Source organism: Longimicrobium sp., from assembly GCF_036388275.1.
GTDB lineage: Bacteria > Gemmatimonadota > Gemmatimonadetes > Longimicrobiales > Longimicrobiaceae > Longimicrobium.
In genome coordinates, this window is record NZ_DASVSF010000084.1 from 1 (window position 1) to 21,138 (window position 21,138).

A 21,138-nucleotide genomic window follows, 5' to 3' on the forward strand; every position below is an offset into this window, starting at 1 on the left:
TTCCGCGCCTGGGCACGCAAGCTCGACGTGCACCCGCGCGCGACGCGGCCGGTGAAGTGGGAGCGCAAACCGCCGAAGTAAAGAACGGAGGCGGATGGGCCGGCTGTGGCGCATGCCGCCGGCGCCCCCCATCCCCAGCCCTTCCCCCGCAAACTGCGCGGGGGAAGGGAGCCAATGTGGAGCGTCGCCCAGGCAGTTGGGATCCTCAACAAAGGCCTGTCATCCTGAAGAGGCCCAAGCGCCCGGCACTGGCCCGCACCCCGGCCGTCGCGGGCCGAAGGATCTAGCCTGGGGCACGTAACAGTACGGGCGCGGCAGCGGTCACCGTAGTCGAGGCCTCGGCTGCCGTGGGGCCCTCACCCGTCCTCGCCTAGGCTCGTCCACCCTCTCCCACAAACAGCGTGGGAGAGGGGGTACACTTCGAGGTGAGGTGTGGCGGCGGGCGGGGAGGCACGGAGCCCGGCCCTGCTGGGGCGACTGAAGTCGCGGCAACGACGGCCCAAAGTCCGCCTTCACGGACTGCATGCGCAGTCGAGCGCGCGGGGCCGGCCGGGGCGCGATTCAGGTCTCCCCCTCCCCTGCGCAGCGGGGGAAGGGGGCCGGGGGGAGGGGGCTCCCAGAGGCATGCACCGGCACCCCGTCGAACCCGGATCGAAGTTCTCCCCTCTCCCGGCGCAGTTTGCCGGGGGAGGGGCCGGGGGAGGGGCCCGCCGCGGCATGCGCCGAGCCCTGTCGACCCTCGCACGAAGTTCTCCCCTCTCCGCACGCAGTTTGTGCGGGAGGGGCAGGGGGAGGGGCCCGGGAGAGGGGGAGGAGCCCAGGGGCGGGGCGCCTGATCCCGGTAGCGGTCGCACGTTTCACCAAACGGCAGGAAACCTGCAATCGCGCCGCCGGTTGCATCGGTTTCCCCATTCGGCCCGCGCGCGGGCCCAGCCGCAGGAGGCACTCATCGCCAACGATTACGTCACCCGGGTAGACGACGCGCTGCGCGTCAACAAGAACAAGTCGCGCATGGTGAGCGCCGGCATCATCGTCCTGGGCCTGCTGGTGGTGGGTGGTACGCTGCTGTTCTCCGGCTCGCGCAAGCGCGAGGGCGCGGCGGTGGACGTGATGGTGGGCGACGATACCACGGCCGTGGTCGGCCTGCTGGGCCAGCCTCCGCACCGCTGCGAGACGAGCTCGCTCTCGCACCTCGCCGCGCACTTCGTCGCCGGCACGCCGCGGCCGACCATCGACGAGACCATCAACTCGCTGCGGCCGCGCACGGTCGCCCGCTGGGTGTATCCCAAGGGCGCCGGGTGCGTAACGGACGGCGGCGACACCGAGATCGGGCTGGACAGGAACGGGCAGGTGCTCTGGATCGTTCCCGTCGCCGACAAGCAGCCCCTGCGATACGCGGGCGAAGCCCCCATCTAACAGGGGTTCACATACAGGAAGACCCATGCGCGATTTTCGCCGCCTGCTGGCCGATGGACGTCCCCACCTCTTCGACGGGGCCATGGGGACCATGCTGTACGCCAAGGGCGTCTACATCAACCGCTGCTACGACGAGCTTTCGCTCACCCAGCCAGACCTGGTGCGCGACATCCACCGCGCCTACGTAAAGGCCGGCGCGGAAATCCTCGAGACCAACTCCTACGGCGCCAACCGCCCCAAGCTGGCGCGCCACGGGCTCGACGACCGGGTCCGCGAGATGAACGTGGCCGCGGCGCAGATCGCCCGCTCGGCCGCGGGCGACCGCGTATACGTGGCCGGCGCCATCGGGCCGCTGGGGCTGCGGATCGAGCCGTACGGCCCCACGGCGCGCGAGGAGGCCCGCGGCTTCTTCCGCGAGCAGGCCGAGGCGCTGGTGGAGGGCGGCGTGGACCTGTTCATCCTGGAGACCTTCGCCGACCTCGAAGAGATCCACCAGGCCATCCTGGGGGTCCGCGAAGCGTCGGAGCTGCCCATCGTGGCGCAGATGGTGATCCGCGAGGACGGCACGACGGCGTTCGGCAGCGACGTGGCGCTGCTGGCCGAGCGACTGGGCGAGTGGGGCGCCGAGGTGGTGGGCCTCAACTGCTCCGTGGGCCCCAGCGCCATGCTCAGCGCGGCCGACCGGCTGATGGCCGCCACCTCGCGCCCCGTGGTGATGCAGCCCAACGCCGGTCTGCCGCGCCAGGTGGACGGGCGCACGATGTACATGGCCTCGCCCGAGTACATGGCCAGCTACGCCGCGCGGATGATCCGCAAGGGCGTGCGGCTGATCGGCGGGTGCTGCGGCACCACGCCGGAGCACGTGGCGGCCATGGCCGGCGCGGTGCGGATGCTGTCTCCCGCCGCGGAGCCGCGCGTCGTCGTTTCCGAGCCCGACTCGGAGGGCGCCGCGCCGCGCGATCCCGTGCCGCTCCCCGAGCGCTCCGCGTGGGGGCGCAAGCTGGCCGCGGGCGAGTTCCTGACCACCGTGGAGATCGTTCCGCCCCGCGGGTCCAACCCCGAGGTCATGCTGGACGGCGTGCGCCTGCTGAAGCAGGCGGGCGTCGACGGCGTGAACGTGCCCGACGGCCCGCGCGCGCAGTCGCGCATGGGTGCGCTGGCGACGGCCATCCTCATCCAGCAGCAGGTGGGAATCGAGGCGGTGGTGCACTACTGCTGCCGCGACCGCAACCTGCTGGGCATGCTGAGCGACCTGCTGGGCGCGCAGGCGCTGGGGCTGCGCAACCTGCTGCTGATCACCGGCGACCCGCCCAAGATGGGGCCGTATCCGGACGCCACGGCCGTGTTCGACATCGACGCCATCGGGCTGACCAACCTGGTGTCGCGCCTGAACCGCGGGCTGGACCCCGGCGGCAACGCCCTGGGCGAGCCCACCAGCTTCGTCGTGGGCGTGGGCGTGAACCCCGGCGCGGAAGACTTCGAGCACGAGATGCGGCGCTTCTACTGGAAGGTGGAGGCCGGGGCCGAGTACGCGATCACCCAGCCCGTGTTCGACCTGCGGCAGCTGGAGGCGTTCGTGGAGCGCATCGAAAAGGACGGGCTGAAGATCCCGGTGATCGCGGGGGTCTGGCCCCTGGTGTCCGCACGCAACGCCGAGTTCCTGGCCAACGAGGTGCCCGGCGTGGTCGTCTCCGACGAGGTGATGGCGCGCATGCGCCGGGCGAGCGCCGAGAGCAAGGAGCGCGGTGTGGAAGAGGGAACGCTGATCGCCCAGGAGATGCTGGCCGCGGCGCTGCCCATGATCCAGGGTGTGCAGGTGAGCGCGCCGTTCGGCAAGGTGCCGCTGGCGCTCCGCGTCTTCGACGCGATTCCCGGGTGGGCGGCCCACGAGGAAGCGGTGGCGGGCGCCGCGTGATGAAGAGCGGCGGATCGCCAGTGGGATCGGATCGCGCGGAGGGGCCGGGGACCGGCTTCCTCCGCGTTCCGTTTTTCGCACTCGTGCTCCTTCTGGCGGCGGGATGCTCGCCGCGGCGGGTGGGCGAAGCGCTTCTGCTGGGGAGCCACTTCGTCCGCACGCAGGACGTGGCGTATGGCACCGGGCCGCGCCAGCAGCTGGACGTGTATCGACCGCGGACGGCCGCGGGGCCGCTGCCCGTGGTGGTCTTTCTCTACGGCGGCCGCTGGCAGGCAGGGACGAAGGACGAGTACCGGCTTCTGGGCGATGCCTTCACCCGGCGCGGCATCGCCGTCGTAGTGCCCGAGTACCGGCTGTATCCGGAGGTGCGCTTTCCCGGTTGGGTGCTCGACGCGGCGCAGGCGGTCCGCTGGGCGCGCGACAACGCCGCGCGTTTCGGTGGCGATCCGGGGAACATCGTCGTCGTGGGCCACTCGGCGGGTGGTCACACGGCGGCACTGCTGGCGCTGGACGAGCGGTACCTGCGCGACGCGGGGGTGCCGGCGGGGAGCGTCCGCGGCTTCGTGTCGCTCGCCGGCCCGGTGGATACCACGTGGACGGCGCCAGACGTCCAGGCGTTGATGGGGCCGGCCGAGGGGTGGCCGGCCACCTATGCCGGCACGCACGTGGATGGGCGAGAGCCCCCACTCCTGCTCCTCCACGGCGTCCAGGACGAGACGGTATCGCCCGCCAACTCCAGCGGATTGGCGGTGCGCATCCGGGAGCGGGGCGGGTGCGCCCGCTCCGTCGTGTACCGCGGGCTCGGGCACGTGGAGATCGTCGTGGCGCTCGCCGTGCCCCGGCTCCGCAGCGCCCCCGTGCTGGACGACGTCGTCGAGTTCGTCCGCGACCCGCGCGCGAGCGCCTGTCCGGCGTAGGTGCCCCTCCCCCGGCCCCTCCCCGCACAAACTGCGTGCGGAGAGGGGGGAACTTCGGGCGGCGTCGTGGATGCGTGCGCGAACCCGAATCCCGCCGTATGTCATCTCGATGGAGCGGCCACGACGAGCCTGCATCCAAACCGTTGACGGCAGCGACTGAGGGATCCGCCACACAGTCCTTCAAACGCCCGCGAGACGGCTCGCACCAGGCTATGGCTTATCATTCGACAGCCGCAAACGAAACCGCAGAAGCCACGGTGTTTCCTCGTCGGCGTAGCATCACGCCTGGTGTGTGGCAGATCCCTCAGTCGCTGCGGTGTTTGGCTCACGCGGCAGGTACGGCGTGGCCGCTCCATCGGGATGACATCAGCGCCGGATAGCTGGCTGACTCGCATGCCTTGGGAGCCCCTCCCCCCGGCCCCCGTCTCCCGCTGCGCAGGGGAGGGGGAGAATTCGACCGCGCGCCGGCAGGTGCGCGTGCAGGTGAAGCCCCGAACAGGACGCGACAGCGGCCTGGGTCGGGGCTTCCGCTTTCCCCAGCGGCACGCGCGGTGTCAGGCTACGGCTGCCCCCTCGCCCGCGCGTTCCATGTTCAGGCGGATCAGCGCGGCGCTGAGCTCCCGCGCCGACTCGAACGACAACGTGGGCGAGTGGGGGGTCAGCAGGCGCAGGTGGACGTCGTCCATCAGCCGGCGCCGCGCCGCCCGGGTAAGCAGCACCGGCTCATCGGGATCGAGTTGCGCCACGGCCCACGGGTCGTCGGCGCGAACCACCCGAATGGCGTCGCGCTGATCGCCCCCGTACACGTACCGCACCCGCTCGCCGAAGCGCGGGTCCGTGCACACCACCGTCAGGCTTCCCCGCCGCAGCTGCCGGCGGATGGCCGTGGCGAGCTCGTGCCCCACCTTCAGCACGACCATCGGCGTCTGCGTGCTCTCGGTCAGCCCGTGGACCATCGCGCTGTGGAACGAGGTGGTGAGCACCAGGTGCGCCCCGGCGAGCTCCTGGCGCAGGCGCTCGCGCTCCTGGTCGGAAACCACGCTTCCATCCCCGCCGGCAGAGGGCGCCACGTACAGGGGGATGCACCGCAGGCCGAACGCCGGCTCGAGCTCGGCGCAGAAGGCCACCAGGTGGTCTTCGGTGGATTCCACGAAAACGCACCTCATCCACGACGCATCCATGCAGCGGTGGATCAGCTCCGGCAGGCCCGGCACCATGATCTGCCGCTTCCAGGCCCCGGCCATCACGCCGGCCAGCCATTGCGCCGACTCGCTCAGCAGCAGCCCGCCGATGCGCTCCTGCTCGGCCACGTACACGCCCGAGCGCCCCCGCACCTCTACCAGCCCCTCTTCCTCGAGCTTCCGGTACGCGGTAGACGCGGTGCGGTAGTCCGTCCCCAGCTCCTCGGCCACCTCGCGGAGGCTGGGAAGCCGCTCGCCGCTGCGCAGCCTGCCCCGGTGAAGGCCGCTGACGATGCGATCGCGCAGCACCGCGGCCACGTCACCCTCGCCGAGCGCCTCCTGGACGATCGGCGCGGAGCCGCCGTTCAGCATTCGCCGAACTCCGCCCGCCATCCCTCGGCCGACAACGCGTCCATCACCCGGCTCCGCAGCTGGGGCGGAGCACATTCGTCACGCGCGGCGCTCTCCAGCGCTTCCAGGAACCGCGCCTCGAACCGGTAGTGGCCATAGCATTCGGCACAGCCGGCCAGGTGCGCGCGCACGTCGTGCGCCCGTTCCGACGACAGCTCCTCGTCAAGGTACTCCCACAGGATCCGCATCGCCGCATGGCAATCCATCAGCTCCTTATCGCTCATCGTCAGTTGCGCCGGCCGGAATGTCGCGCCTGGCGAAGCCAAGGTCGTGGGCGTGGGCGAACAGCAGTTCCTGCAGCATGCGGCGCCCCCGGAAGAGGCGCGACCGCACGGTGCCCACGGGAACGGAAAGGATCTCGCCCGCCTCCTGGTAGCTGAACCCGCTCCCATCCACCAGCACGACCGCCGCCCGGAAGGGTTCGCCCAGCGTTCCGAATGCCCTTCGCAGCGCCGGGCCCAGGTCCAGGCGGGTGAGGAGGTCGTCGGTCCCGTCGCGCACCGCGTGCGCGTGCAGCAGAACGGCCGGGAGCGCGTCGGCGTCGCCCACCTCGTGCGCTTCGCGCGTATCCACCCGCTCGCGGCTGCGCAGGTACGCCCTGCGGCAGACGGTGAACAGCCACCGGCGGCAGTCGCTCCCCGCCTCGAACGTTTCCCACGACCGGTACGCCCGGAGAAAGGTTTCCTGCACCAGGTCCTGGGCATCCTGCTCGTGGCGCGTCAGCGATCGCGCGAAGCGATAGACATCGTCCATGCAGGGGAGGGCCTCGTCGTCGAAGCAGGCGCCCTGCGTACCACCTGCATCGCTCTTTGACGCAGAAATCGTGTCACACATGTATCATGCTGTCCGGTAGAGACCGGGGGTGATCCGCGGGCCGGACTGGCCCGGAGACGGAACGGCTTCACCCCGATGCACGACCGGGGCCGCGATCAATCCCGATCCACATCGTTCACCACCGCTCTCGGCCACCTGGGAACCTATTGCCGCGTGGACGTATACGTCTCTGTACGGAGCTGAACTGATCCGTTTTACGCGTCAGATACGCGGGTGGTTAGCGGGTGTCATCGGCCGAACCGTACGGCGGGGACGGAATTCTTCCCTCTCCGAGTCCTTCGAGCAGGAGAGGCAGCATGAGAACCAGGGTACGCAACGTGGCTTGCATCACGGCCGGCGCACTGGCGCTGAGCGCATGCGAGCGCGACGGCACCGGGCTGGACCAGCGGGACTTCGCGGGTTTCCTCTACACCAGCACCAACAACTCGGCCGGGAACGCGATCGTCGCCCTGGGCCGCGCCGGCGACGGCCAGCTGACGGAGCTGTCCGGCTCCCCATACGCGAGCGGCGGGAGCGGAGACGCGGCCGAGGGGGACTTCGACACGCAGTGGGCGCTGAGGATGGTGGGCGACTACCTGCTGGCGGTGAACGCGGGGGGAAACCCCACCAACGGCACCGTCTCCGTGTTCCGCGTGGACCGCGCGAACGGCGGCCTGACCCGGGTCGACCAGAACCCCGCGACCCCCGGCATGGACAACATGGATTCCCGCGGCATCCGTCCGGTCTCCATCGCGGTGAGCGCCGCGGGCGGCGCGACGCACGTCGTGGTGGCCAACCAGCACAGCAACCCCAACTTCCAGGGGAGCCCGGCGAAGCAGTTCGGCACCGTGCAGTCCAGCACGCTGCGCAACCTGGCCGTGTTCACCTTCAACACGGCGACCGGCGTGCTGGAGTTCAGCCGCATCGGCGCCACGTACGAGAGCGGGACGAACGGCGGGCCCACCACGGTGGAGTTCAACCCGGCCGGCAACCGGCTGGCGGTTTCCACCTGGGGCGTCACCCACTTCATGGTTCCCGATCCGGACCTGGCCCTGCAGCGGCCGGGGCGCCTGTACCTGTACGACTTCGCGGGCGGAGCGCTGACGCAGCGGGGGGTCTACGAGGAGACGGGGGTCTCCGGCAACATCGGACTCTCCTGGAGCCCGAGCGGCCAGCACGTCTACCTGACCAACTTCAACCTGCATTCCTCCAAGGAGGCCAACAGCGTCACCGTACACGACGGCGGCACGGCGGCCAAGGTGCAGAACTTCGCCACGGACGTCCGGAACGACGAGGCGTGCTGGACGTGGGTGAGCCTCGACCAACGCAAGCTCTACACGGCGAGCTTCGGCTCCAACGTGGTGAGCGTGTTCGACATCAACGCCGACGGCCGCCTGTCGCAATCGCTGACCCCCAACTCCTTTCCGCGCCGCGGCGGACTGCCCATGGGCGACACCAAGGACATGTACGAGGCGCCCGGTGGGCACCTGTACGTGTCGGGCGCCTTCCAGAGCCACAGCGTTTCCATCTTCCGGCGGGCCGCCAGCGGCGCGCTCACGGAGGAGCCCGGCTCGCCCTACCGCGTGCCGTCGTCGGTGGGCAGAAGCAAGGAGGAGCACGCCTACCTGGGCCTCACCGGCTTCGAGAGGGCGTCCAACTGATTCGCGCAGGTCACCTTTTCACCTCACGATGGAGGAACGAGCGATGAAACACGCAAGCATGCAGTTCACACGGCGGGCCCGCGCCACGCTCGCCGCGGGCGGGGCGGTGCTGGTGCTGGGCGCCTGCACGGGCATGGCCCAGGGCGCGACGCCCGGAGAGGGGGCGATGAGCGCCGCCGAGATGGAAGGGGCGATGCGCGGCTGGTCGGCGGCTTCCCGGGAATCGATGGCCTTCATGATGGGCAAGTACGGCCCGCCGGCGGAAATGACGTCGACGATGGCGGTGTGGAACCAGACGGGGCCCTGGAAGCGCACCATCATCTCCGCCCGGGCGGTGCCGCACGCCTTTCCGGGGGTGCACGACGACGTGATGGAGCAGTTCGTGGACTACCGGGTGCCCCCGGCCATGTTCGACGAGATCGCCATGTACGACGGCAGCGTGACCATCGAGCGTACCAAGGGCGAGCTGTCGGCGCGGTGCGACAAGGAGGGGGCCAACTTCCTGGCCCTGAACCTGGCCCACGAGCTCGCCACAGGCCGCCTTTCCGTGGCGGAGGCCAGGCGCAAGTACGGGGAAGAGATCATGGCCATGAAGGCAGGACGGCCCACCGAGTACACGCAGCGGCTGCTGTTCGAGCCCATGCCGGGAAACAGCATGGACCCCGACCGGCCGGCGATGTAGTCCGGTCCCGCCGCGGAGCGGAGCAATTCCGCTCCGCCCTGCTTCACGGGGCCGGACCCTTGTATCACCCCGATCCGACGGGACAACCGCCATGCTGCATGATTGATCTTGCCGGCGCTCCCGCGCGCCCCGGCGCTCACCTTCCCACGGAGTCCGGCGCGAAGCGCGGAGCCATCCTGTTCCTGCGCCTGGCCATCGCCTACCTGATGGTGATCTGGGGGGCCGACAAGCTGGCCGACCCGGACCACGGTCTCGCCGTTTCGGAGCACTTCTACGCGGGCATGTTCGGAGGGCGTGGCCTGATGCCCGTCTACGGCGTGGCGCAGGCCGTCGTCGGCCTGCTGCTCGGGCTGGGCGTGGGTCGCAAGTACCTGTATCCGCTCATCGCGGCGATCACCGGGGTTACCCTGCTGGGCGTGTGGAAGTCGGTCGTGGACCCCTGGGGATGGTACCTGGAGGGGAGCAACGTCCTGTTCTTTCCGTCGCTGATCATCTTCGCGGCGGTTCTGGCGCTCTGGGCCTTTCGGGACGAGGACCGTCTGGCGCTGGATGCGCGGGGCGGAGCCCTCCCTCGCGGCGTGGACTCCATCGGAGGGACGGAATGAACCTGAAGCCTGGCCTCGGTGCGTTGCTTGCGGCGCTGGCGTGTGCATCGTGCGGGGTGCCGCGCGACCCGGGAGGGACGCTGGAGCGGGTGCGCCACGGAACGCTGCGGGTGGGGATCATCGCCAGCGCGCCGTGGGTGGTCCCCACCGGGGGGGAACCGCGCGGGGTGGAGGTGCGCCTCGCCCGCGACTTTGCCCGCGAGCTCGGCGCCAGCGTCCGCTGGGTGCCCGGCACGGAGGCGGAGCTGATGGAGGCGCTGGAGCACTCCGACGTCGACGTGGTGATCGGCGGGCTGGATTCCCGCTCGCCCTGGAAGGCGCGCGCCGCCCTCACCCGGCCGTACCACACCACGCGCTGGCGGGTGGGCGTGCGGCCGTCCGCGGCACCGCCCGGCGAGCTGACGGGAGTGCGCGTGGCGGTCCGCCCCGGAGACCCCGCGACGCCCGAGCTGCGGCGGCGGGGCGCCGTTCCCGTGCCGGCCGCAGAGCCCGGGCGGGCGGCCGGGCCGGCCGCGGGCCCCGACTGGCTGCTGCCGCGGTGGGGCTTGCGCGAGACCGGGCCCGTGCTCCGCGAGCGCCACCACGTGATGGCCGTGCCGCCCGGGGAGAACGGCTTTCTCGTGCGGCTCGAGCGATTTCTACGCGAGCGGGGCGGCGAAGCCGGCCGCCTGGCGCGGGAAGAGGCGCCGTGAGCGTCCGCCAGGCACCCGAGCCCGCCAGCGAGCGGCATCCGGACCACCGGCTCGCGCGGCGCCTGGAGTGGATCACGCTGGCGATCATGGGCCCGACGATCGTCGTGATCTACCTCTCGATGGGCGGGTCCCAGGCGATGAAGACCGCGTGGGTAGAGGACGTGCTGAGCCTGGTTCCGCCGGCCGCCTTTCTGATCGCCGTGCGGATCGAGGACCGCCCGCCGAGCAAGGACTATCCGTACGGCTTCCATCGGGCCGTCGCGATCGCCTTCCTGTGCGCGGCCGTGGCGCTGGTGACCATGGGGGGCTACCTGCTCTTCGAGTCGGTTTCCAAGCTGGCGAGCGGCGAGCACCCCACCATCGGCACGGTGGAGCTGCTGGGGCGGCAGGTCTGGCACGGCTGGGTGATGATGGCCGTGCTCGCGGCCAGCTCCGTTCCCCCCGTGGTGCTGGGCCGGATGAAGCTCAGGGTTGCCGGGACGCTCCACGACAAGGCGCTCCGCGTGGACGCGGACATGAACAAGGCCGACTGGCAGACGGCGGGGGCGGCCATCCTGGGCCTGGTGGGGATCGGGTACGGCCTGTGGTGGGCCGACGCGGCGGCGGCGGCGCTCATCTCGCTCAGCATCCTGCGCGACGGCGCCACGCACCTGGGGCGGGTGGTCAAGGACCTGATGGACATGACCCCCACCCGGGTAGGGGGCGCCGAGCTGGACCCGCTCCCGGACGAGATCCGCGCGCACCTGGAAGCGATGGAATGGGTGGAGGCGGCGGAGGTCCGGCTCCGCGAGGCCGGGCACGTGCTGACGGGAGAGGCATTCGTCGTACCCACCGGCGAGACCGGCCTGCTCGTGCGCCTGGAGGAAGCGGTTCGTACGCTGGAGCGGATGAACCCCCGCCTGTACGACTTCTCCGTCATCCCGGTCCGTACGCTGCGGCGGCACGGCGACGACCGCGACGCTCACGCTCCCCCCGACGACCACTCCGCCCCCACCCTGGCCGATGCGCCGCATCCGCCCGCCTGAAGGTGTGGCGGCCCGCCCACCGCAACGACGTCGGTCGCCTTTGTGCCCGGAATCTCCAGGCAGGGGCGCCCACCAGCCTGACGGAGGTGACGATGTTCGCACGTACCCTGGTCCGCGCCGCCGCCGCGGCCGCGCTGCTCCTGGCCGGTACCGACGGGGCGCAGCCGCGGGCCTCCCGTTCAGGCACCTTCGCCGCGCTCGATGGGCACCAGGCGCGGGGCGGCGTTCGCCTGCAGGACGCGGGCGGTACCGCCACGCTCACGCTGGGGCGCGACTTCGCGTCGGAGCGCGGGCCGAACGTGGACCTGTACCTGAGCAAGACGCCCAACTACCGCAACCAGCAGGTGATCCGTATCGGCGACCTGCGGAGGCCCCGCGGCACGCAGGCGTACACTGTGCGCGCCCCGACGGACTTGGCGGAGTACCGCTACGTCATCGCGTGGTGCCACACCTTCAACGTGGGGATCGCCCGTGCGGCCCTTGCTCCGGCGCGGTGATCCCCGCACGGGGCGCGGAGCGTAGCCCCCCCTCGAACCAAAGGCGGCCATGAAGCGACACCACTGGGTTGTCAGAGTCACGCACTGGGTCAACGTGGTCGCGCTCGCGGTCATGGCGGCCTCCGGGCTGAAGATCTTCAACGCGTATCCCCGCTTTGCCCGGCGGGGCGAGGCGTTCTGCTGCTGGCCCTGGGAGGGAACGCCGGCGCCGGACTGGCTTACCTTCGGCGGGTGGCTGGCTGGCGCGCGAAACTGGCACTTCGCCATGATGTGGGTGCTGGTGCTGAACGGACTCGTGTACCTGGGTTTCGTGTACCTGCACGGAGAGTGGCGCGACCTGGTGCCCCGCCGCCGCGACCCGCGTGACGCGTGGGAAATGGTGAAGTACTACCTGTTCGTGCGGCGCGAACACCCGCGGCAGGGCAAGCACAACGCGCTGCAGAAGGGCGCGTACTTCGCCATGCCCGTCCTGGGCGCGCTGATCGTGCTCACGGGGCTCGCCATCTGGAAGCCGGTGTCGCTGGCCCCGCTCACTGACCTGTTCGGCGGCTACGCGTGGGCCCGCTACTGGCACTTCGTGTCCATGGCGCTGCTGGTGTTCCTGGCGCTCGGGCACGTGTTCATGGTGCTGAGCGTGGATCCGTACTCCATTCGCTCCATGGTGACGGGCGGCTACGCCGAGCGGCTGTCGCCCGAAACACGCAACGCGCGGCCGTTCCATCACTTGCTCCCGCCCCGTGCCGCGCCCCCGTCCATTCCCCACCCGGAAGAAAGCCATGAGCCCGATCGACCGACGGACGTTCCTTAGCCTGGGGGGCGCGTCGGCCGCCGCGCTGCTGGCTGCGTGCAACTCGCGGGGGCCGGAGGAGGCAAAGGCGATCCTGCGCTGGGCGGAGCGACGGAACGAGGGCGTGGAGCGTGTTCTGTTCCGGCACCTGGCGATGGACGCGCCGGAAAGCCGGAAGCTGGCCGGGACGGCGCTTCCGAGCTACTACGTGTCGCCGACGGTCCCGGTGTGGAACGAGGCCGCCCGGGGTGCCTGGACGCTCGAGGTAACGGGGCTGGTGCGGCGCCCGCTCCGGCTGACGCTGCCGCAGCTGATGCGCCTCCCCCGGATCACGCAGCGGGTGAACCACTACTGCGTGGAGGGGTGGACGGCGGTGACGCAGTGGACCGGCGTGCGTGTGGGCGACCTGGCCCGGGCAGCGGGGGTGATGCCGGAGGCCGGGTACGTCGACTTCCAGTCCTTCGACAGCGGGTACCACGAGAGCTGGGACCTGGAAAGCGCGCTGCATGCACAGACGCTGGTCGCGTACGGAGGCGACGGCGGGATGCTGGATCCGGCATACGGCGCCCCGGCGCGCCTGCACTCTCCCGTCAAGCTGGGCTACAAGAACGTGAAGTACCTCACGCGCATCGCATTCCTGCCCAGGCGCAACGGCGGGTACTGGAGCGACCAGGGCTACGAGTGGTACGCGGGAACATGACGGCTCCCGCCGAGCGGCGCCCGGCTCCACCTTCTCCCCTCTCCCGCTCCGTTTGCGGGAGAGGGGGCACCTTGCGCCCCGCACCCGCTCCGGCGTAGTTCTCGCAATGAGAACGTCAGCACGCCCAACCGACCGCGCAGAAGAGCCGTGAGCGAAAGCGTTCCCGTCGACATCCCCGAGCCCGTTCCCGACTGGGCCGTCCGCTACAACGCGGGCGACTATCCGCCCCATGCCGTCACCGGCGACGCCGTGGCGCTGGCGCTGGACTGGAGCGGCGGGAACTGCAGATTGCACGCCCTTCTCGTGGTGCGCGCCAAGGAGCCCTTCGCGGGCCTCGACGCCTGGCCCGGCGGCTTCATGGACTGGATGGAAGACGCCGATTCGGTGCAGACCGCCATCCGCGAAATGCGCGAGGAGACCGGGCTGGACGCGCCCGAGTTCGTCGAGGCGCTGGCCAGCTACAGCCGCAACGGCCGCGACCCGCGCCAGTTCGCCGGCTACCGCGACGAAAAGACCGGCGAGTGGATCGCCCGCGGCGCGCGGGTGACGACCAACGCCTACCTGATGCTCGTCCGCAAGCCGTCCGACGGCACCGGCCCCACGGCCGCGGACGATGCCTCAGAGGCGCGCTGGGTGGACGTGTACTCGCACCTGCCCTGGGAAGACCTGCGCGAAGCCAGCCGCGCGCCCTCCGCCAACACCGCCGGGGAAGTGCTTCACGTGTGGGGCGCGGAAGGCGGACAGGACCGTGCACGCCGCGTGCACGACGTGTTCGGGCGGGACGACTGGAACGAGGAGCGCGCGTCGGACCGCTACGGGCTGCTGATGGAGGCCGGCCTGGTTCCCGAGGCGCGCCGCGACCTGTGGGGCAGGGCAGAGGAGCGCGAGGGCGACGAGCGGTTCGGCAGGCCGATGGCGTTCGACCACCGCCGCATCCTGGCCGACGCGCTGGGCCGGCTGCGCGGCAAGATCAAGTACATGCCGTCTACCCTGATGGCGCTCACCGGCCCGGACGTGACGCTCGACGAGCTGCAGGCCGCCTGCGAGGCCATCGCGGGCCGCCCGCTCCATCGCGCCAACTTCCGCCGCGCCGTCGCCCACACCGGCGCGGGCGCCCCGCGCGCGCCCCGGCTGGTGGGACGCACGGGGCAGACGCGCACCCGCGAAGCCCGCGGGCCCGGCGTGGCGCCCGAGATCTACCGCTTTCTCCCCGAAGCCACGCACGCACGCCTGGAAACCTCCATCCGCTTCCCGTGGCTCCCGCTGGCCGACGCCCGGTAGCCCCGCTGGCGGATGGAACTCCCTTCTTGACGGCGACCGCCGCGACGATTATTCTCGTGTCGAGAATAAAATTGGATACGTGAACTCCTGATGATGGATTCCCATGCAACCGACTGATACAGGCCGCGCCGACACGCTGCACGCCGGCCTCGCGCAGTATCCGGCCGAGCTCTTCCAGTTCGATCCCCGGATGTGCGGGGGGTGGCTCTCGGACCGCTACTTCGTCCGCACGGTCAACACGCTTCTCCACGCCGGGCGCGACCCCGTAGTGACCGTGCAGGTGTTTGCCAAGCGCAAGGGCGTGCTGGCCGGCGTGCACGAGGCGCTGCGGCTTCTGCAGACGCAGCTGGCGCCCGGCTACGACCATCGCGAGTTGGAGGTGCACACGCTGCTGGAGGGCGACGCCATCAACCAGGGCGGCGAAGACGACTGGGAGCCGGTGATGCACGTCACCGGGCGCTACGGCGGCTTCGGGCACCTGGAAACGCCGCTGCTGGGCATCCTGGCCCGCCGCTCGCTCGTCGCCTCCAACACGCGGATGGTGGTCACCGCGGCGGGGGGCAAGCCCATCATCTTCATGGCGCCTCGGCATGACGACTGGCGGGTGCAGACGCCCGACGGCTATGCGGCCCAGGTGGGCGGGGCCGAAAGCGTGTCGAGCGACGCGGCCGGCGCATGGTGGGGCGTGCGCGGGGTGGGCACCATGCCGCACGCCATGATCGCCGCCTTCGGGGGCGACACTGTGGAGGCCACGCTGGCGTTCGGCCGCTACCTGCGCGACCAGGAGCCCGGCGTGCAGCTCCTCTCCCTTGTGGACTACGACAACAACGCGGTCGAAACCTCGCTGGCCGTCGCCCGGGCGGTGCGGGCGGAGTTCGGCGACAACGTCCTCAAGGGCGTGCGGGTGGATACCAGCGAGCGGCTGATCGACGATTCCATGATCGGCGATCCCGAGGCGTGGGGGCGCGCCAAGCTCACCGGCGTCAACCCGTACCTGGTGCGGAAGATCCGCGCGGCGCTGGACGCGGAGGGATTCGGCTACGTGGGGATCGTCGTGAGCGGCGGGTTCACGCCCGACAAGATCCGCCGCTTCGAAAAGGAAGGAATCCCGGTGATGGCGTACGGCGTCGGCAGCAGCCTGCTGGGCCACAGCAAGGGCGACAGCGGGCTGCTGACGGACTTCGACTTCACGGCGGACCTGGTGCGCGTCGACGGCCGTGACGAGGGCAAGGTGGGGCGCAGCTTCCGCGAGAATCCCCGGCTGGTGCGGGTCGATTGGGATCGCGTGTGAAGCGCGGTGCGGAGTACGACAGTGGTGTCCGTCCCTTGAAATGAATCCCTCACGTGGAGGGTTGGCCTGATGAACAGCAATCCGAGCAGCGGTCCCGCCCTGGTGGGATGGGTGGTGGATGCGCAGAACGACTTCATGCTGCCCCCCGAGCGGGGTGGCCGGCTGTACGTGCACGACCTGTTCGACGGCGGCAAGGATCCCGGCGCTACGCAGATCCTCCCCGCGCTCGTCCGCGCGGTGGATTGGATGCACGCCCACTGTGCCGTGGTCGTCTACACCGGCGACTGGCACGCGTACGGGGACGAGGAGATCGACCCCGTGGCGCCTGATGCGGCGAAGGGCACCTATCCGCCCCACTGCATGGGCCTGTCGGAGGACCCGGAGGAGCGCCGAGGAGCCGAGGTGATCGACGAGATCCGCCCCGCGAATCCAGTCGTCCTGGCTCGCGACGCAAGCGAATGGGAAGCAAGTGAGGTGGCGCGCACGGCCCTGCGGGAGCGCCGGCCCATCTTCATCCACAAGAGCCGCTTCAGCGTGTTCGAGGGGAATCCCGCGACGGATGCCCTCCTCGACACCCTGCGCGACCAGCTGGGTGCGCTGGAGTTCGTCGTGGCGGGGGTGGCCCGGGACGTGTGCGTCAAAGGCGCGGTGGAAGGATTCCTTGATCCGGCGCGCCTCCAGCCCGTCACGCTCGTCACGGACGCCACCTGGGGGCTGGGGCTGGAAAGCGAGGCGGAGAGCCTGGCGCGGTGGATGGGCGACGGCGCGGCGCTGGTCACCACCCGCGGGCTGGCGCTCCGTGGGCCGGCTGCATCGCCGACGGTCTGACATGACCGATGCCGAGCTGCCCGTCGACGGGCGCATCGAGGTGGTGCAGGGCGACATCACCCGTCTGGAGGTGGATGCCATCGTCAACGCCGCCAACACCTCGCTGCTGGGCGGGGGCGGCGTGGACGGCGCCATCCACCGCGCCGCCGGTCCGGGCCTCGTCGCGGAATGTCGCGTGCTGAACGGGTGCAAGACCGGGCAGGCGAAGATCACGGGGGGCCACAAGCTCCCCGCCAAGTGGGTGATCCATACCGTCGGCCCGGTATGGCAGGGCGGCGGGCATGGCGAGGACGAACTGCTGGCAAGCTGCTATCGCGAGTCGCTCAACCTCGCCTCGGGCAAGCAGTTGCATACCGTGGCATTCCCGGCCGTCAGCACCGGGGTTTACCGCTTTCCGGTGCATCGGGCGGCGCGCATTGCGGCGCGCGAGGTGGCCCTCTTCCTGTCCCGGAACCCGCATCCCCGGCGGGTGATCCTCGTATGCTTCGGCGAAGAGGCGCACAGAGAATACTTGACGGCGGTGCAAGGAGGCGTTTAAATATGCCCACACAGCAACATTGCGGCACCACCGCAAAGACACCCGCCGTGCCGGCGCGCCCCTGAGCCCCACCGCACCGGCCGCTTGCCCCAGGAGACAAGGTCCCATGGAAGACCTCCGGCCGATCAAAGAGCTGCTCGACGAGATCAACACCGCAATATCCAGCTACGACCCCGTGCTCAAGGAGCGCGCGCGCGACATCCTGCTGGAGCACGCCTTCGGCCGCGCCGCCGCGCCCGCCCGCCCTCGCGCCGCGGCTGCCGCCTCGTCCGATGAAGGCGGCGAGGGCGAAGAGGCGCCGCGCCGCCGGCCGGGCCGTCCCAAGGGGAGCGGGCTGGGCGTGCGCCGCGGGCCCCGCGCGGGAATGAGCATGGGGTCGCTGCTGGAGCAGTGGCATCCCGAGACCATGGCCGAGCGCGCGCTGCTGGGCGCCTACACCCTGTCGCGTGGCAAGGCCGACAAGACGGTCACCAGCCAGGCCATCAACGCCGAGCTCAAGCGCGCCGGCATTCCCGTGCCCAACATCACCCGCGCCATCGAGTCCAACCTGCGGGCCAAGCCGCCGCTGATGGTGCAAAAGAAGAAGATGGGCACCACCCGCCAGGCCCGTAAGCAGTACGCCATCACCCCCGAGGGCGTGGAGTTCGTCGAAAGCCGCCTGCAGGGCGGCGGGGGCGACGCCGGCGACGCGGGCGAGGAGTAGCTCGGCGCGTTTTCGGCGTCGTTCGCGCGCCGCTCCACCCGGGGCGGCGCCGCTGTTTGAGGGCGGACCCTTTTCGGCCGGCTCGTGCCCCGGTCCCGCGTTGACACCATGTGCCCGCAGGGGCATGTTTTCCGCATACCCGCGGGCGTACGCCCCCGCCACGGGGCCATCGCGCCACCCGCAGCCCAGTCCGTTGACCGACGCCGCCAGCACCGCCTCGCGCCGATTCCTGATCACCTTCGCCCTGTTCCTGGCGGTGGTGGTGGTGCTGGTAGTGCAGGCGTACCTCACCATCCGCGAGCTGGGCGAGGCCAACCGCGGCAGTATGCAAACGTACCGCGTGCTATCGGCCACGGTGCAGATGCAGGAGGGGCTGGCCGAGGTGGAGGCCGGGTACCGCGGATACGCGCTGACCCGCGCCCCGCGCTACCTGGAGCAGTGGCAGGCCGGGCACACCCTGTTCACCCTCGAGGCCGCGCGCCTGCGCTCCCTGGTCGCCGACGAGCCCGCGGGTGGCCAGCGGCTGCGCACCGGCGTCATCGAGCGCGCCTTCGCCGACTTCATCCGCATGCAGCGCGAGTCGGGGGTGCTGGACCCGGCCACCTCGCGCGACGCGGCCATCCGCGCCGCGGGCGACGTCGGCGGCGCCGCCCGCCGCAGCGAGCGCGTCGCGGTCGTGCGCCGCGAGCTGGGCGCGGTAGAAACGGCCGAGTCGGCGCTGCTGCGCGAGCGCAGCGCGCGGGCCACCTCGCTGGAGCGGCGGACGGCGGTGCTGGTGCCCGCGGGCTTCTTCCTGGCCATCGCGCTGGCGCTGGCCACGGCCGGCATGGTGCAGCGCCGCACCCGCCGCGTGCACGAGGTGAACCGGGCCATGCAGGCCGAGATCGCCGAGAAGGAGCTGGCCCGCGGCGCCCTGCTCCGCATCAGCCGCCAGAACGAGCTGATCCTGGACGCCGCCGCCGAGGGCATCTACGGCATCGACCCGCACGGCTACACCCTCTTCATCAACCCCGCGGCCAGCGAGATGCTGGGCGTACGCCCCGACGACGTCATCGGCCGGCCCTTCGAGGCGGTGCTGGGGCTGGGCGGGGGCGCCCGGATGGACCACGGCGTCAACGCCATCCGCGCCACCCTTTCCACCGCCGCGCCGCGCGCCGTTCCCGATGGCGTGTTCCGCCGTGCCGACGGCTCGTCGTTTCCCGTGGAGTACGCCTCGACGCCCATGCTGGAGGCCGGCCGGGTGACCGGGGCCGTGATCACCTTTCGCGACGTCACCGAGCGGCGCGAGGTGGAGCGGATGAAGGACGAGTTCGTTTCCGTGGTCAGCCACGAGCTGCGGACGCCGCTCACCTCCATCCGCGGCTCGCTGGGGCTGCTGGCCGCCGGCAAGCTGGGCGAGATGCCCGTGAAGGGCCGCCGGATGCTGGAGATCGCCGTTCAGAACACCGACCGGCTGGTGCGGCTGATCAACGACATCCTCGACATCGAGCGCATCGAGTCCGGCCGCGTGACCATGGAGGTGCGGCGGGTGCGCGCGGCCGAGCTGGCGCACCAGGCCGTGGAAGTGATGTCGTCCATGGCCGAAAAGGCGGGCGTGCAGCTGTACGCCTGGGCCGACGACCTGCCGCTGACCGTCGACCCCGACCGCATTCTGCAGGTGCTCACCAACCTGCTGAGCAACGCCGTCAAGTTCTCGCCCCCCGGCGGCGAGGTGACTGTGACGGCCGAGCCCGTAGGGGGCGACGTGCTCTTTCGCGTGCAGGACCAGGGTCGCGGCATTCCCGAGGACCGGCTCGAAAGCATCTTCGAGCGCTTTCAGCAGGTGGATTCGTCCGACGCGCGCGACAAGGGGGGCACCGGGCTGGGGCTGGCCATCTGCCGCAGCATCGTCCAGCAGCACGGCGGGCGCATCTGGGTAGAAAGCCAGCCGGGGGAGGGAAGCACCTTCTTCTTCACCCTTCCCGCGCCCGAGGCGGGCGACGACGTGACGCGCGACCCCGCCGCCACGGCGCGGGACGCCGGGGCGCCGCCGGCCGCGCCCGAGCCCGCGCGCGACCCCGAGGGCCCGCTGGTGCTGGTGTGCGACGACGACCCCGTGATGCTGGCCACGGTGGAAGAAATCCTCCAGGGGTGGGGCTACCGCACCGTGGGCGTCGCCGACGGCGAGTCGGCGCTGCGCGAGGCGGCGCGCATTCGCCCCCGCGCCATCCTGCTGGACATGATGATGCCGGGGATGAACGGCTCCGACACGCTGCGTGCGCTGCGCCGCGGCCCCGAGACCGCCGACATCCCCGTGGTCATCCTGAGCGCCGTGAAGCCCATGCCCCGCGTGCAGGAGCAGCGCGACGTGGTGGAGTGGGTGGAAAAGCCCTTCGCCGAGCAGGGGCTGCTCCACGCGCTGGAAGAGGCCGTGGCCCGCCGCGCCCGCCCCCGGCGGGTTCTGGTGGTGGAAGACGACCCCGACCTGGCGCGCCTGCTCACCGACATGTTCGGGCGCCACGGCATCGAGGCCATGCACGCCGCCACGGGCGTCGAGGCGGTGGAAACCAGCCGCAGCAGCCCGCCCGACATGATCGTGCTGGACCTGGCCCTGCCGCACGGCGACGGCTTCTGGGTGGTGGAGCGGCTGCGCGGCGCCGGGCTGGCCGGGGTGCCGCTCGTCGTTTACTCCGCCCGCGACCTGGACGAGGGCGACCGCGAGCGCCTGCGCCTGGGCCACACCGAGTTCCTTACCAAGGGCCGCCTGCCCCCCGAAGACTTCGAGCGGCGGGTGGTCACTCTGCTGAACAGGATCGCGCCCGCGCGACGAGCCGAACCCGATGAGCCACACCCTGCTGCTGGTTGACGACGAAGACGACATCCGCGAGGTCGCCCAGCTTTCGCTGGAGATGACCGCGGGATGGGAGGTGCACACGGCCTCCTCCGGGGCCCAGGCGCTGGCCGCCGCGCGCGCGCTGAAGCCCGAGGCCATCCTGATGGACGTGATGATGCCCGAGATGGACGGGCCCACCACGGTCCGCCACCTGAAGGCCGATCCCGAGACGGCCGGGATTCCCGTGATCCTGCTGACCGCCAAGGTGCAGGCCTCCGACCGTGCCGCCTTCGAGGGGCTGGGCGTGGTGGGCGTGCTGTCCAAGCCCTTCGACCCCATGGCGCTGGCCGACGAAGTGGCGGCCGTGCTGGGGTGGTGACCGC

Annotated in this window: 21 protein-coding genes; 18 read left to right on the forward strand and 3 right to left on the reverse strand. The window is 71.0% G+C overall.

The window, feature by feature from the left end; all coding sequences use genetic code 11:
- Positions 1-894 precede the first annotated feature (894 nt).
- The 3 genes from VF632_RS17365 to VF632_RS17375 all read left to right on the forward strand — a co-directional run bounded on the left by VF632_RS17365 (position 895) and on the right by VF632_RS17375 (position 4,248).
- On the forward strand, positions 895-1,416 hold the full coding sequence (locus VF632_RS17365; RefSeq protein WP_331024194.1) for a hypothetical protein: 522 nt from the start codon (positions 895-897) through the stop codon (positions 1,414-1,416).
- Between the two features lie 25 nt (positions 1,417-1,441).
- Positions 1,442-3,331, forward strand: coding sequence for a bifunctional homocysteine S-methyltransferase/methylenetetrahydrofolate reductase (locus VF632_RS17370; RefSeq protein ID WP_331024195.1), 1,890 nt, complete (start codon positions 1,442-1,444; stop codon positions 3,329-3,331).
- Positions 3,332-3,414: 83 nt separating this feature from the next.
- Positions 3,415-4,248 carry an alpha/beta hydrolase gene (locus VF632_RS17375; RefSeq protein WP_331024196.1) on the forward strand — a complete coding sequence of 278 codons (834 nt, stop codon included), beginning with the start codon at positions 3,415-3,417 and terminating at the stop codon, positions 4,246-4,248.
- 554 nt (positions 4,249-4,802) lie between these two features.
- Here VF632_RS17375 and VF632_RS17380 read toward each other — a convergent pair.
- From VF632_RS17380 to VF632_RS17390, 3 genes are read right to left on the reverse strand one after another with little or no spacing between them, the layout of a single operon-like run.
- Complete coding sequence (locus VF632_RS17380; RefSeq protein ID WP_331024197.1) at positions 4,803-5,801, reverse strand: GntR family transcriptional regulator; 999 nt, start codon at positions 5,799-5,801, stop codon at positions 4,803-4,805.
- Positions 5,795-6,064, reverse strand: coding sequence for a zf-HC2 domain-containing protein (locus VF632_RS17385; RefSeq protein WP_331024198.1), 270 nt, complete (start codon positions 6,062-6,064; stop codon positions 5,795-5,797). Before VF632_RS17385 ends, VF632_RS17380 begins: the two co-directional genes overlap by 7 nt.
- Positions 6,054-6,674, reverse strand: a complete 621-nt coding sequence (locus VF632_RS17390; RefSeq protein ID WP_331024199.1) for a sigma-70 family RNA polymerase sigma factor — start codon at positions 6,672-6,674, stop codon at positions 6,054-6,056. The genes VF632_RS17385 and VF632_RS17390 overlap by 11 nt, the downstream gene beginning before the upstream one ends.
- A 296-nt stretch (positions 6,675-6,970) precedes the next feature.
- Between VF632_RS17390 and VF632_RS17395 the strand changes: the two genes are divergently transcribed.
- The 15 genes from VF632_RS17395 to VF632_RS17465 all read left to right on the forward strand — a co-directional run bounded on the left by VF632_RS17395 (position 6,971) and on the right by VF632_RS17465 (position 21,134).
- On the forward strand, positions 6,971-8,314 hold the full coding sequence (locus VF632_RS17395; protein WP_331024200.1) for a hypothetical protein: 1,344 nt from the start codon (positions 6,971-6,973) through the stop codon (positions 8,312-8,314).
- Positions 8,315-8,357: 43 nt separating this feature from the next.
- Positions 8,358-8,996 carry a hypothetical protein gene (locus VF632_RS17400; RefSeq protein WP_331024201.1) on the forward strand — a complete coding sequence of 213 codons (639 nt, stop codon included), beginning with the start codon at positions 8,358-8,360 and terminating at the stop codon, positions 8,994-8,996.
- Positions 8,997-9,094: 98 nt separating this feature from the next.
- On the forward strand, positions 9,095-9,601 hold the full coding sequence (locus VF632_RS17405; protein ID WP_331024202.1) for a hypothetical protein: 507 nt from the start codon (positions 9,095-9,097) through the stop codon (positions 9,599-9,601).
- Entirely contained in the window at positions 9,598-10,293 is a 696-nt protein-coding gene (locus VF632_RS17410) for a substrate-binding periplasmic protein (protein ID WP_331024203.1), read from the forward strand. The genes VF632_RS17405 and VF632_RS17410 overlap by 4 nt, the downstream gene beginning before the upstream one ends.
- On the forward strand, positions 10,290-11,318 hold the full coding sequence (locus VF632_RS17415; RefSeq protein ID WP_331024204.1) for a cation diffusion facilitator family transporter: 1,029 nt from the start codon (positions 10,290-10,292) through the stop codon (positions 11,316-11,318). The genes VF632_RS17410 and VF632_RS17415 overlap by 4 nt, the downstream gene beginning before the upstream one ends.
- 92 nt (positions 11,319-11,410) lie before the next feature.
- The gene (locus VF632_RS17420) at positions 11,411-11,815 is read left to right on the forward strand and encodes a DM13 domain-containing protein (protein ID WP_331024205.1); all 405 of its coding nucleotides are present in this window, start codon (positions 11,411-11,413) and stop codon (positions 11,813-11,815) included.
- Between the two features lie 49 nt (positions 11,816-11,864).
- Complete coding sequence (locus VF632_RS17425) at positions 11,865-12,623, forward strand: cytochrome b/b6 domain-containing protein (protein ID WP_331024206.1); 759 nt, start codon at positions 11,865-11,867, stop codon at positions 12,621-12,623.
- The gene (locus VF632_RS17430) at positions 12,592-13,302 is read left to right on the forward strand and encodes a molybdopterin-dependent oxidoreductase (RefSeq protein WP_331024207.1); all 711 of its coding nucleotides are present in this window, start codon (positions 12,592-12,594) and stop codon (positions 13,300-13,302) included. Before VF632_RS17425 ends, VF632_RS17430 begins: the two co-directional genes overlap by 32 nt.
- A gap of 147 nt (positions 13,303-13,449) precedes the next feature.
- Positions 13,450-14,583 carry an NUDIX domain-containing protein gene (locus tag VF632_RS17435; protein ID WP_331024208.1) on the forward strand — a complete coding sequence of 378 codons (1,134 nt, stop codon included), beginning with the start codon at positions 13,450-13,452 and terminating at the stop codon, positions 14,581-14,583.
- 103 nt (positions 14,584-14,686) lie between these two features.
- Entirely contained in the window at positions 14,687-15,874 is a 1,188-nt protein-coding gene (locus VF632_RS17440; protein WP_331024209.1) for a hypothetical protein, read from the forward strand.
- A 69-nt stretch (positions 15,875-15,943) separates the two neighbouring features.
- A complete protein-coding gene (locus tag VF632_RS17445) occupies positions 15,944-16,702 on the forward strand; it encodes a cysteine hydrolase family protein (RefSeq protein ID WP_331024210.1) in 759 nt (252 codons plus the stop codon).
- A gap of 1 nt (position 16,703) precedes the next feature.
- On the forward strand, positions 16,704-17,240 hold the full coding sequence (locus tag VF632_RS17450; protein ID WP_331024211.1) for an O-acetyl-ADP-ribose deacetylase: 537 nt from the start codon (positions 16,704-16,706) through the stop codon (positions 17,238-17,240).
- A gap of 106 nt (positions 17,241-17,346) precedes the next feature.
- Complete coding sequence (locus VF632_RS17455; protein WP_331024212.1) at positions 17,347-17,943, forward strand: hypothetical protein; 597 nt, start codon at positions 17,347-17,349, stop codon at positions 17,941-17,943.
- Positions 17,944-18,136: 193 nt separating this feature from the next.
- The gene (locus tag VF632_RS17460; protein ID WP_331024213.1) at positions 18,137-20,788 is read left to right on the forward strand and encodes an ATP-binding protein; all 2,652 of its coding nucleotides are present in this window, start codon (positions 18,137-18,139) and stop codon (positions 20,786-20,788) included.
- Positions 20,763-21,134 (forward strand): response regulator, encoded by a 372-nt coding sequence (locus VF632_RS17465; RefSeq protein ID WP_331024214.1) that lies wholly within the window; start codon positions 20,763-20,765, stop codon positions 21,132-21,134. The genes VF632_RS17460 and VF632_RS17465 overlap by 26 nt, the downstream gene beginning before the upstream one ends.
- Positions 21,135-21,138 lie beyond the last annotated feature (4 nt).